A 12,379-nucleotide genomic window follows, 5' to 3' on the forward strand; every position below is an offset into this window, starting at 1 on the left:
AGGATATTTTTGGCTACGACTTATATATTTTGTTCTTTTGCTACCTTGTTTAATCAATTCTACATATAATGATACAGGTGGGCGGTACAAAACTGTCTTTGAAAGATTTCGAGGAAATTCTTCTTTATAAAAAGCCGATTGCCCTGGATAAGGCTGCTATTGAAAGAGTACAGGCATCCTTTGATTTTTTAAAGCAATTCTCCAATCATAAACTTATTTACGGCATTAATACCGGATTTGGGCCAATGGCTCAGTACAAAGTAAGTGATGATAATATTCTTCAGTTACAGTATAATCTCATTCGCAGCCATAGCAGCGGTGGAGGGGCGGTACTAAACCCTTTATTGGGTCGCGCTGTAATGATTGCCCGGTTGAATAACCATTTGCAAGGCTATTCTGGTGTGCATTTGGAGCTAGTCGAGTTAATGACCGCCATGATCAATGCAGATCTTGTTCCCTGTATTTATGAGCATGGAGGTGTGGGTGCCAGTGGCGACCTGGTGCAGTTAGCACATTTGGCTTTGGGATTAATTGGAGAAGGCGAGGTTTGGTACCAGGGACAATTAATGCCTGCTGCACAAGGATTTGAACAAGCCGGTCTGAAACCCCTGCAGGTGCATATCAGGGAAGGTCTTTCGCTCATCAATGGTACTTCTGCAATGACGGGTGTAGGATTATTAAATATCATCCGTGCGCACAAGCTGGTTGATTGGTCCGTTACTCTTTCGGCTATCACGAATGAGTTGATGGAAGTGTATGATGATCATTTCTCTCATGAGTTAAATATTGTAAAGCATCATAAAGGGCAGAATCATATAGCCGCGGCATTCCGCGAGGTTTTGGCTGGTAGCCAGATGATCCGTAGCCGCTCAGAGCATTTATACAATCCGGAAAATATTCAGCACGATGTGTTTGAAGATAAGGTACAGGAGTATTATTCCCTGCGTTGTGTAACACAGGTGTTAGGCCCTGTATATGATGCACTTATGCAGGCTGAAAATACCGTAGTAAACGAACTGAACTCGGTGAACGACAACCCGGTAGTGGATGTCGCCAACCAGAATATATTTCATGGTGGTAATTTTCATGGCGATTATGTATCCTTCGAAATGGATAAACTGAAGATCGCTATCACCAAGCTTACGATGTTAAGCGAACGCCAGCTCAACTACTTCCTCAATAGCAGGTTGAATCAAAAGTTTCCGCCATTTGTAAACCTTGGTGTACTTGGATTTAATTTTGGAATGCAGGGTATTCAGTTTACAGCCACTTCTACCACGGCTGAAAACCAAACCCTTTCATTCCCAATGTATGTGCATAGCATCCCTAACAATAATGATAACCAGGATATTGTAAGCATGGGCTTTAATGCGGCTCAGCTTACCAAAAAGGTGATCGACAACGCTTTCGAAGTTATTGCAATACAGGCCATGACCCTTTTGCAAGCCGTAGACTACCTGGAGTGCCAGGAAAAAATGTCGCCTAAAACAAAAGCGGTATATGATGCCCTTCGCAATATCTTTCCAAAATTTGTAGAAGATAGTCCGCTGTATAAAAGCCTGGCTAAAGTACGTACATGGCTGGAGGCCAATGCGCCAGCAACTGTGTATGGCTAGGTTTTATGTAACCGGCGGCAGTGTAAGTGGCACCGGTATTGCCACGCCCGCCTGTACCATTCGGGCAGGCTCAGTTGATCGTTCGGTTATGATATCAGCAATACAGAGGGGACTAAGGCCCAGCCAACCGAAAGGTCGGGACATGCGTTTCAATAGCAGCATTTACTATTAACAATTATCCATCAACTATTAACTAAATATGAACTGTGCTCTTGTAACCGGCGGCTCGCGTGGTATTGGTAAAGCCATTTGCATAAAATTGGCTACCATGGGTTTTTACGTTGTAATTAATTACAAAGGCAATCAGCAAAAAGCGGAGGAAACACTGGCTGAAGTAAGGGCCGCAGGTAGCGATGGCGAATTGTTGCAATTTGATGTAGCCAATCGCGAAGAAGTGCAAACAGTATTAAATGGCTGGATGGAAGCCAATACGAATAAAGTAATTGAAGTATTGGTGAATAATGCAGGTATTAAGGATGATGTACTGCTGATGTGGATGAAGGACGAACAATGGGATAATGTATTGGACACCAGCTTAGGTGGTTTCTTCAATGTAACGCGCATTATTGTTAATAGCATGCTGCGCCAGCGGTATGGCCGCATCGTAAATGTAGTGTCTCTGAGTGGTTTAAAAGGGTTAGCGGGACAAACCAATTACTCTGCAGCAAAAGGTGGTGTTATTGCTGCAACCAAGGCGCTGGCACAGGAAGCGGGTAAACGCAATGTAACAGTAAATGCGGTAGCACCCGGCTTTATCAAAACAGATATGACCGTAGATATTGACGAGGCTCAAATGAAGCAACTTATCCCTGCCAACCGTTTTGGTACGCCTGAAGAAGTAGCCCATGCAGTAAGCTTTTTTGTAACAAAAGAAGCGGGTTATGTTACCGGACAGGTGCTTTCTGTAAACGGCGGTTTATACACATAATGAGAAGAGCGGATCACAAGTGCCGCTAAAGTCTAATATCTGACATCCAGTATCTAACATCCAACACCTTACCATTTCATCAATGCACTGGCCCAGGTAAAGCCGCTGCCAAATGCAGACAAACATACCAGGTCGCCTTCTTTTACCTTACCGGCTTCCCAGGCTTCACAAAGTGCAAGCGGTACAGAGGCGGCAGTCGTATTGCCATATTTCTGGATATTGTTAAATACCTGGTCGTCACGCAAACGAAGTTGTTGTTGTATAAACTGTGCAATACGCAGGTTGGCCTGGTGGGGAATCAACAGCTTTAGATCTTCGGGTTGATAGCCATTCTGATTTAAGGCTTCATAAATCACTTCCGGCATTTTTACCACGGCTCTTTTAAAAACAGCCTGTCCGTCCATATAGGGAAAATATCTTCCTTGTCCAGCAACTCCTGCGTTATAAATATATTGCCATACGGACTTTCGGGAACAGGAGGCCTCCATTGAGGATTATGTACACCGGCATGAAAACCGGGGTTAGGCATGCTGAGTATCTCTGCGTCAGCTCCATCACTATGTAGATGTGTACTTAATATGCCGCGATCGGGAGTAGGAGAAGCTTGTAGTACCACGGCTCCGGCGCCATCGCCAAAAATTACAGATACATTGCGGCCCCTTGTGCTAAAGTCCAGCGCATAAGAATGAATCTCGGCGCCAATAACCAATATATTTTTATACATACCAGTTTTAATAAACTGGTCGCCGATGCTTAAAGCGTAAACAAAGCCACTGCATTGGTTGCGTACATCCAAAGCGCCAATCTCTCTCAGACCTAATAAACGCTGCACCAAAACGCCACACCCGGGGAAGAAGTAGTCTGGACTTAAAGTGGCAAAGATCAAAAAATCAATATCTTTTGCGGTAACGCCGGCACGTTCCATAGCGAGCCTGGCTGCGTTAGCACCAATAGTAGCTGTAGTTTCCTCAAAGCGGGTCGCATAGCGTCGTTCACGAATACCCGTACGCTCCTGTATCCAGGCGTCATTGGTATCCATCACCTTGGTCAGGTCGTCGTTGGTAACCACATTTTCGGGAACATATTTTCCTATTCCGGCAATAATCGTCGAGTTCATACTAACAAGTGTTATTGATAGCAAGATAATAAATACCTGCAATTTGTAACAGTTGTAGTGTGAAATAATTACAGTGAAGGAATGCTGTATTAAAGTGCCCAGGCTTTATCTCCTTTTTTATAAGGGTACGCGCCGTCATAACGACCCGGCGTTTCAACATAACGCAGGGCTTTGGTCATGCCTTCTTTGGAAGAAAAATAGCCCCAAAGCGTTAATTGTCGCATCATTGCAAAGTAATGAGGTGGATAGTTTTGTTTGATATAGCTTGCGCCGAAGTTATGTTTAGCTTCCTCAGCCTTAATCCACGCCTCCTGTTGTTGGTTAAACAGGTCTTTTTCTTTTTGTAAGCTTCTGTTTCTTTATACTCTTTGGCTTGCTGATGCAAGCTGGTCAGGAATGCTTCTTTTTCGCTAACTGATAAACTGGTAAATGCTTTTTGATACTGCTCTTTACAGGCAATTTTAAATGTCACGATCCCCTTAATAAAATGGTCCTGCTCTATTTTGGTATAACAGTCTGTTACAATCTGCTTCATAAATGCGCCCACCAGGGCTGCTTTGCCGCCGCCCGAATCGGGTGTAGTAGGGATAATTGTTTCTGCTATATCATCCAATAGGGTGAGGTCGTCGGCACTGAATAAGCTGGCTGAGGTTGAGGTATTTTTACAGCCGGATAAAAACACTTCAGCGCCAATAATGGCTCCTCCTAATAAAACGGAAACACTTGCTAAAGCCTCTCTTCTGTTCATAATTCTTAGTAGTTAGATTTTTAGACGATAGATAAAGAACATTAATTGGTAACTATTACAGATTTCCCTTTTTAAGTTCAGCTACGGCGTAATCTGCGGCACGGGCGGTAAAAGCCATATAAGTTAATGATGGGTTCACGCATCCTGCCGATGTCATAAATGAGCCATCTGTTACAAACACATTAGGCGCATCCCAAACCTGGTTCCATTTGTTTAGTACAGAAGTTTTCGGATCATTGCCCATACGCGCGGTGCCCATTTCATGTATGCCTTGTCCCATCACGCCATCCTTGTCAAATCCGTACACATCCTTCACACCTGCTTTTTCGAGCATTTCCTTCCCATCTTCTACTATATCCTTACGCATCTTTTTTCATTGTCTTTTAATTCTGCATCTATCGCCAGGATATTTAAACCCCATTTATCCTTCCTGTTTTTGTCGAGCGTAACCATATTCTCGTAGTAAGGAAGTACTTCACCAAAGCCGCCCATCCACACCCCCAGTTCCCGGGTTCGCTAAGTGCTTCTTTTAATGCAACACCCACCGCTATATCGTCCGCTGCTTTCGAACCCCTGTTTCTACCGGCGCCGCCCTGGTAACCAAAGCCGCGGAGATAATCTCTCTTTTCATTGTTCAGGTTCCTGTAACGTGGTATATAAACGCCATTCGGCCTGCGGCCGTACACATAATGATCTTCATAACCCTCAATTCTGCCTCCTGCGCCTGAGCCTAGGTGATGATCCATTAAATAATGGCCCAAAGCTCCACTGCTGCTGCCCAGGCCATCGGGCCATACATCTGTAGCAGAGTTAAGCAACAGCCAGGTACTATTAAGGGTGGAAGCATTTACAAAAACTATTTTAGAGCGGTAGGTATAAGTTTGATTGGTTTCTGCATCCAGCACTTCTACACCCGTTGCCTTTTTTTGATCCTTGTCGTATAGTATTTGTGTAACTATACTCATGGGGCGAAGGGTGAGATTACCTGTTTTAACAGCTGCCGGCAGGGTTGATGACTGGGTGCTGAAATAACCACCAAATGGACAGCCAAATTCGCATTTATTGCGGTATTGACAAGGTGTTCGTCCGGGCACCGGGGCAGTTAGGTGTGCACATCGGCCAATAATCATACGGCGTTGATCGTTATATTCTTTTTAATGCGGGCCGCAATATCTTTTTCAACGATGTTCATCTCCATAGGAGGTAAAAACTGTCCGTCGGGTAACTGCGGGAGGTTTTCTGTACTTCCGCTTACACCAATGAATTTTTCTACTTTATCATACCAGGGCACAATTTCCTTATAACGCAGGGGCCAGTCGATCTCTATTCCATCTTTTGCGTTGGCTTCAAAATCAATATCGCTCCACCGGTAGGTTTGCTTCCCCCATAACAAAGAACGACCACCCACCTGGTAGCCACGAAACCAGTTGAATTGTTTGATTTCTGTATAAGGTGTTTCGGCATCATTGGCCCACCAGTCCAGGTTCTTCTCATTAGGCCCAAACCCTCTGATGCGATTTACATAAAGCTCTTTCTGGGCTAAGGTAAGATTGCCATGATGAGGGAATTCCCAGGGACCTTTTGCAGTATTTACATAGTCTTTGATGTGTTCTACATTCTTGCCCCGCTCCAGCATCAAAACTTTTAATCCTTTTTCGCAGAGTTCTTTAGCAGCCCATCCTCCGCTAATGCCTGAACCAACAACAATGGCATCGAAATACTGTTCTTTCATAAAATTCAATCGTTTTAATTATTATAGCACTCAATGGTACGAACAGCTTTGGTCGTATTCAGTAAATAAAGGCAAGTTCCCTTGAGTAAAGCGAAAATATAAATTTTCTACGAATTGAAACCGATTTCATTTTTAAGTAGCAAAACCTAAAAACCCGGATAAACGTATCCACGTTAATATTTGGGTATATGTCGTTTCTTAGACTATTTCACACGTTTCTGTAGATCATCTACTTTCAGGTTCATCATACGTCCCACTTTTTCTTTATTGCGGTAGGTGATGATGCGGAGCTGCGATGCACCTTTTGGAATGATCAGCGGTTCTTTGTAAGCCGGGTAAAAATTATCGGGAGGTGAATTGTCAAAGCTATAATGCATGGTTAAGCCGCTGATCTCTGGTGTGAGCTCAACTGCGTACTTGGCATTAGCCAGTTTTTTAACTGTTACAGCCGGATCATACATTGCGGGAGAATAGTTGGTTTCCGCATATTGTAGTCTTTTAAAATGATCTTCGGTTTTAGCTACAAAGCCATCCCAGTTCTTTTTTCTTCAGAAGACCATAATGACTCTGCAATGGCAAACCCACGCGGCCAGGTCATATATTCCGCATAGCGCATGGTATATACCTGTTCGGTCCATAAATTGGCTTGTCCTCCCAAAATATATTTCGCATTTGCCCCCTTAGGCAGTGGATTAAACTTATAAGACTGGTTTAAAAGTAGCTTCGCATACACGGGAGATTCTACGGATACATCGCCCTGCATATAATCGATATATGCAAAAGTGGTTGGGCTCATTACTACATAATGGCCTTTTTGAGACGCTTCTATGCCAGCCTTTTCTCCGCGCCAGCTCATAATAGCGGTAGAGGGTGATACACCTCCTTCCAGCACCTCATCCCATCCCATCATTTTCTTGCCCTTTGCTTTTACAATAGTTTCAACCCTTTTTTCGAAATATGCCTGTACTTGTGGAATGGTCTTTAATCCTTCCCGCTTCATCAAGGCCTGTACCTGTGCATTCTTTTCCCAGAAATTATGCGGAGCTTCATCGCCACCCAGGTGTATATATTCAAAAGGAAAAAGTTGAGCTACTTCGGTAAGCACTTTATCCATAAAACCGTATATTTTTTCATTAGCCGGGCAAAGCGTATTATCTAAAAGCGCAATAGGAGGGGCGCCGTGCGACCAATCCATAATGGGTTGACCATAACGGGGCTGGTATTTATCCGCTCCGGGTGTGCAGGATAACTCGGGATAAGCGGCAACAGCAGCAAGGCTATGACCGGGAACATCAATTTCTGGAATAATATTTACGAAACGCTCACTGGCATATTGCACGAGTTCTTTAATGTCTTCATGCGTGTAAAAGCCGCCGTAGGTTTTAGGCTCGTTAGGTTCAGGCGCTCCAAAGCTGTTAAAGGTACCTGTTCTGTCGATCCTCCAGGCGCCCACTTCGGTAAGTTTGGGCAGGCTTTTAATTTCCAAACGCCAGCCTTCGTCATCGGTTAAGTGAAAATGAAGCATGTTGTATTTGTACCGAACCATGGCGTCAATATATTGCTTTACTTCATCTACTGTAAAAAATGCCGCGATACATCCAGCATCAAACCCCGCCAGTTGAGTTTAGGCTGATCTTTGATCTCTACTACAGGTATTTCCCATTTAACGTTCTCAACGGGTTGTTTACTTTCAATAGCGGGTGGTAGCAATTGCAATAGGCTTTGAACACCATAAAATAGTCCCGCTGGTTTATTGGCTTTTATTAAAATTTTGGTTGAGTTAACAGATAAGGTGTATCCTTCACCACCTAACTGATTCCCCGGTACAAGCTCTAATAATATATTGGCCTGTTTAATATCTGTAGTGGTTGATGCAGTATAACCGGTAGCCGTAGACAATTTTTGCTGCAGGAATTGTATTGTTGGTGATAGTTCTTTAGAAGCGGGTGCTGATATCCTGATCTCCTTGGGTAGCTCAAAGCTTCCCGACCCCTTAATAAGAGATGCAGGTTCGGGGATGACTTTTACAGATTGTTGAGCGTGGACCGTTAGATACGAAGCAAATAAGAGGAGGATAATAATAGAAAAAAGTTTTGTCATACAGAATTTTTTACGAGCGATAGCAATAAAATTGAAGATACGGAAACTGTACAAATGAGAAGATGCTAATGGGCTTGTGTGTATTTTTAATACAAAAAATTACAATGGTTATATAATTAGCATGTTAAGGGTGACTATCTTGCACCAATTTATTAAGAATTACAAAGAATTTTTTCTGCTTTATGATGATTCAATTTATAATACTGCTAATAGGCATCATCCTTTTTGTATACCTGGCGTTCTCTGCTCTTAAAAAAAGAATAAACCTTTAGTAGTGCCATTACCTGCAAAGTATAAAGATCTATTACAGCAGCATGTGGCTTTTTATCAAAAGCTGGACGAAGAACAAAAAGAAGCATTTGATACAAGAGTTCAACATTTCCTGGCAACTACAACTATTACCGGGGCGGGCACGGAGGTTGAAGACCTTGACCGGGTGCTTATTGGCGCCAGCGCCATCATCCCCATATTTGGCTTTCCCGATTGGGAGTATGTGAATTTAGAGGAAGTACTATTGTACCCGGAAACTTTTAGTCAATCTTTTGAGCAGCAGGGTAGCGGAAGAAATATATTAGGGATGGTAGGCACGGGTGTAATGAATAACACCATGATCCTTTCTAAACACGCGTTACGTGAAGGGTTTAGCAATAAAACCGATAAGAGCAATACGGCTATTCACGAATTTGTGCACCTGATAGATAAAACAGATGGAGCGACAGATGGTATACCCGAGTTGCTGTTAAAACACCAGTATGTAATGCCTTGGCTCAACCTGATGCATAAAAACATAAAAGAGATACAGGCCGATAAATCTGATATTAATCCCTACGCAACCACTAACCAGCAAGAGTTTTTTGCTGTTGCGGCCGAGTACTTTTTTGAACGACCACAATTAATGAAAGAGAAGCATCCGGAGCTGTATGGTATGTTAGAAAAAATGTTTCATTCGGCAGTTCATCCTTAGTTGTCAATCTGGCAGTAGTAGTTATCTACCAGCTTACCCGTCTTAAAAGAAGCGTACGATGGTTGTCTAAAAAAGCCACATAATAGCTTTTGCCAATTTCTTCCGCCGAAATAAAGGCTCTGGCGATTTTATACTTCGTTGTAGTAAGTGCCGCTTGGGTTTCTGGTGAAAGCCTGTTGTCCCTGTTCGATTCGGTAAATCCTATGGCCGGCAGGTGGTTCATGAGCCGGTTGTATATTTCCTGGCTCGTCTGCACAACAAAGACGGAAGTATAATCTCCAAATTGATCGGGGAAGCTCGCCGATTTATAAAGAAACCTGGCTTCTTCAGGGAACGGCAATCGGGTTATCTCCTTATAATCAGTTTTATAAAATGACTCATGGGGAAAATCGCTGTCCATACCATATAGGTAAATCCTAATAGCGGAATCAACGTGGCATATTTAAGCAGGCTATCGTGGTACTTGTTCTTAACATATCTGTATGCCAGGTAAGTAAACACGACAGGCGCAACCAGAAGCAAGAGCAGGATTAATAAAAATAAGGCACCCATACAATGACAACTCCAATGCTATTGACCCGCCCAGGGTGTGCCGAATATACCAACAGCTAATTCTGCCCATATTATAAAACCTATAAAAAGAATCACTGCTGCAGTAAGCAAACGATAAGGCATCCTTTTTATTTTTCTTAAAGCCAGTTCAATAACAAGTCCGGTACTGAGTAATAAAACGCCGGCTACTACGAAATCTGATGAACTCCAATTGACTTCATTACTAAACTGCATGGCAATTGCTGGTATTGTTAGTAAAAATGCAACAGCGCCTATAATGCCGGCTAATCTTTTATTTTGTGTAATCATTTTTTATTTTTTAAAAGTACTTTGAATTGCAAAGTAAATGAATGTTTGTAATATCGGCAAAATATTTTTTTAACCAATACAATGCCTCGGAGCAATACGGGTTTCAACAATTCTTCTTTTTGTCTGTTGTACTTTTGCACAGATTTTTATGAGTACCGCAGCAACTATTATCCAGCCCCGAACATTTAAAAATGTAAAACAACTACCAGAAGCTAACAGGAGAATAGCCACCTGGATATCTTTTCTGCTCATACCACTTTCGGGACTGATCACAGATATCTATATTCCATCCATGCCGCACATGGCTCAGGACCTGCACCAGCCGGAGCATAATATACAGTTAACCCTTACTTTATTCCTGATCAGCTATGGCGCATCCCAGTTTATTACGGGCAGCCTTATTGATAGCTTTGGCCGCTTCCGGCTCACTTTGTTTTCACTGGTCGTATTTATTTTCAGCAACCTGGTAATTGTTAATACCCGGCAAATAGAAATGATCTATGCTATGCGCATTGTGCAGGGCATTACCACCGGATTTATTGTGGTGTCTAAACGCGCTTTTTTCGTTGATGTATATGAGGGTGAAAAACGAAAGCATTACCTCAGTATTATGTCTATTGTTTGGTCATCAGCACCTGTTATCGCCCCTTTTATAGGCGGATACCTGGAGAAGTATTTTAACTGGCAGGCCAATTTCTACGCCCTGGCAGTATATGCGCTCATAATGCTGGTATTGGAGTGGGTTTATTCAGGTGAAACATTACAGAACAGGCGTATTTTCAAAGGAGGACAAATATTAAAAGATTACCGCTTCATGCTAAAAGATAAAAGCTTTGCCTGGGGTATTGCCATGTGCGGCCTGTCCTATGGCGCAACAATGGTCTTTAGCTTGTCAGGCGCTTTTATTATCGAACACCGGTTGCATTTTTCCCCCGTAGTAGCCGGTTATGCTGCGCTGTTAATGGGCCTGGCCTGGATGACCGGTGGTTTTATTGGTAAGGCCTTGCTTAATAAACCCTTTTTACCTAAACTAAAAGTCAGTAATGTGCTGCAGCTCATTTTCGCAGTAGGAATGATCGGCATGGCTACATTTTCTTATAATATTTATACCTTATTAAGCTTTGCCTTTTTGGTACATATTTGTGTGGGTTTCATCTTTAATAATTATTTCGCCTTCTGCCTGGGACGGTTTCCTGCAATGGCTGGGATGGCCAGCGGACTTACGGGAGGTGGTGTATATATTGTTACCTCAGTTGCGAGCTATACCATCGTAGGTTTACTGCAACCACAAAATCAACAAGACCTGGGCTATAGTTACCTGGTTACAGGCATCTTATCATTTCTTATACTTCATCTCCTTTTAAGAAAAGTAAAAGCAAAGTAACAAGCTACTCGGGTAAAACTAATGAATAGGATTTGCCGGCCTTTATCGTTAATGAGTTACCACGCAACCAGGGATTTAATGTTCTCAACACTTTATAAGTAGTGCCGTTACTACGGGCAAAATTGACCAGGTTAGGAATATTTTGGCTGACGTTTACCGTTCGGGTTTTTAACTCAGTATACCGGTAGCTGCCAGATAAGTCATACCCCAGTTCATCTGCATTAGAGAGTAAATGTTTAAAAGTTAGAATGCGGAAAATATAACGATTGGTTTCTTCGGGCAAAACGAGGTCGTAATAATCGTTGGAACCTTGTTGAGTGGCTCTTTGGTTATAGCCTCCCATACCGCAGTTGTAGGAAGCCGCAGCAGCGGTCCAGTTGCCAAATTTATTATAGGCTTGCTTTAAATATTTGCAGGCCGCTTCAGTAGATTTTATGACGTGGTAGCGCTCATCCACCGTTCCCGATACCTCCAGGTTATAACCAGGCGCTGTAGTAGACATAAACTGCCAAAAGCCCGTCGCACCTACTTTTGAAATAAGATTTTGCAGGCTGCTTTCTGCAACACATAAATATTTAAAATCGTCCGGAACATTATTAGCCTTCAATATCGGTTCTATTTGCGGAAAGTAACGCTCTGCCAGCTTGAGAATATATACTACATTCTGTGGCTGAAAATAGTTATAGGTGAGTTCTCTATCTAATTGTTCTTTTATTTCCCAACGATCTAAAGGAACTGTTTCCCCGGCAAAACTCATACTTGCGGGTAATACTGGTGCTTTATACAAACCAGGTACAGCTATTTTTTCCACGCGGTCGGGCTTGCCTTTAAAGCCCAGTGCACTCATTATAGTAAAACAAACACCTATGCCTGCAAAGAACATCACACCGGCAATAGTAATTTTTTTCATTAGTTCATATTTAAAGATA

Annotated in this window: 14 protein-coding genes and 1 pseudogene; 4 read left to right on the forward strand and 11 right to left on the reverse strand. The window is 42.7% G+C overall.

The annotated features are described in order from the left end of the window. Positions 1-68 precede the first annotated feature (68 nt). Positions 69-1,616 (forward strand): HAL/PAL/TAL family ammonia-lyase, encoded by a 1,548-nt coding sequence (locus tag MKP07_RS14320; RefSeq protein ID WP_240847800.1) that lies wholly within the window; start codon positions 69-71, stop codon positions 1,614-1,616. Between the two features lie 199 nt (positions 1,617-1,815). Further along, positions 1,816-2,544, forward strand: coding sequence for a 3-oxoacyl-ACP reductase FabG (gene fabG / locus MKP07_RS14325; RefSeq protein WP_240847801.1), 729 nt, complete (start codon positions 1,816-1,818; stop codon positions 2,542-2,544). Between the two features lie 68 nt (positions 2,545-2,612). On the opposite strand, the gene MKP07_RS14330 is transcribed toward fabG, so the two are convergent. From MKP07_RS14330 to MKP07_RS14365, 8 genes and pseudogenes are all read right to left on the reverse strand, one after another. After that, positions 2,613-2,948: a 3-oxoacyl-ACP synthase III family protein gene (locus tag MKP07_RS14330; protein ID WP_240847802.1), complete on the reverse strand. Its 336-nt coding sequence runs from the start codon at positions 2,946-2,948 to the stop codon at positions 2,613-2,615. Continuing rightward, positions 2,912-3,661, reverse strand: coding sequence for a 3-oxoacyl-ACP synthase III family protein (locus MKP07_RS14335; protein ID WP_240847803.1), 750 nt, complete (start codon positions 3,659-3,661; stop codon positions 2,912-2,914). Before MKP07_RS14335 ends, MKP07_RS14330 begins: the two co-directional genes overlap by 37 nt. 89 nt (positions 3,662-3,750) lie before the next feature. Continuing rightward, positions 3,751-3,888 (reverse strand): gluconate 2-dehydrogenase subunit 3 family protein, encoded by a 138-nt coding sequence (locus MKP07_RS42525; protein WP_394803568.1) that lies wholly within the window; start codon positions 3,886-3,888, stop codon positions 3,751-3,753. Then, positions 3,885-4,409, reverse strand: a complete 525-nt coding sequence (locus tag MKP07_RS14345) for a gluconate 2-dehydrogenase subunit 3 family protein (RefSeq protein ID WP_240847804.1) — start codon at positions 4,407-4,409, stop codon at positions 3,885-3,887. Before MKP07_RS14345 ends, MKP07_RS42525 begins: the two co-directional genes overlap by 4 nt. 55 nt (positions 4,410-4,464) lie before the next feature. Then, positions 4,465-6,141 (reverse strand): annotated as a pseudogene (locus MKP07_RS14350) (GMC oxidoreductase). 203 nt (positions 6,142-6,344) lie between these two features. Next, positions 6,345-6,602: an FN3 associated domain-containing protein gene (locus tag MKP07_RS14355; RefSeq protein WP_240847805.1), complete on the reverse strand. Its 258-nt coding sequence runs from the start codon at positions 6,600-6,602 to the stop codon at positions 6,345-6,347. A gap of 59 nt (positions 6,603-6,661) precedes the next feature. After that, complete coding sequence (locus tag MKP07_RS14360) at positions 6,662-7,687, reverse strand: beta-N-acetylhexosaminidase (RefSeq protein WP_240847806.1); 1,026 nt, start codon at positions 7,685-7,687, stop codon at positions 6,662-6,664. Between the two features lie 26 nt (positions 7,688-7,713). Continuing rightward, positions 7,714-8,241, reverse strand: coding sequence for a beta-N-acetylhexosaminidase (locus MKP07_RS14365; RefSeq protein ID WP_240847807.1), 528 nt, complete (start codon positions 8,239-8,241; stop codon positions 7,714-7,716). Between the two features lie 274 nt (positions 8,242-8,515). Between MKP07_RS14365 and MKP07_RS14370 the strand changes: the two genes are divergently transcribed. Next, positions 8,516-9,205 (forward strand): M90 family metallopeptidase, encoded by a 690-nt coding sequence (locus tag MKP07_RS14370; protein WP_240847808.1) that lies wholly within the window; start codon positions 8,516-8,518, stop codon positions 9,203-9,205. A 25-nt stretch (positions 9,206-9,230) separates the two neighbouring features. Here MKP07_RS14370 and MKP07_RS14375 read toward each other — a convergent pair whose 3' ends face one another. Beyond that, positions 9,231-9,605, reverse strand: coding sequence for a hypothetical protein (locus MKP07_RS14375; protein ID WP_240847809.1), 375 nt, complete (start codon positions 9,603-9,605; stop codon positions 9,231-9,233). A gap of 170 nt (positions 9,606-9,775) precedes the next feature. Next, entirely contained in the window at positions 9,776-10,066 is a 291-nt protein-coding gene (locus tag MKP07_RS14380) for a hypothetical protein (protein ID WP_240847810.1), read from the reverse strand. A 148-nt stretch (positions 10,067-10,214) separates the two neighbouring features. Between MKP07_RS14380 and MKP07_RS14385 the strand changes: the two genes are divergently transcribed. Continuing rightward, positions 10,215-11,450, forward strand: a complete 1,236-nt coding sequence (locus tag MKP07_RS14385; protein WP_240847811.1) for an MFS transporter — start codon at positions 10,215-10,217, stop codon at positions 11,448-11,450. 4 nt (positions 11,451-11,454) lie between these two features. On the opposite strand, the gene MKP07_RS14390 is transcribed toward MKP07_RS14385, so the two are convergent. Continuing rightward, positions 11,455-12,360: a lytic transglycosylase domain-containing protein gene (locus tag MKP07_RS14390; RefSeq protein ID WP_240847812.1), complete on the reverse strand. Its 906-nt coding sequence runs from the start codon at positions 12,358-12,360 to the stop codon at positions 11,455-11,457. Positions 12,361-12,379: the final 19 nt, after the last annotated feature.

Source organism: Paraniabella hibiscisoli (assembly GCF_022512515.1).
Classification (GTDB): Bacteria; Bacteroidota; Bacteroidia; order Chitinophagales; family Chitinophagaceae; genus Niabella; species Niabella hibiscisoli.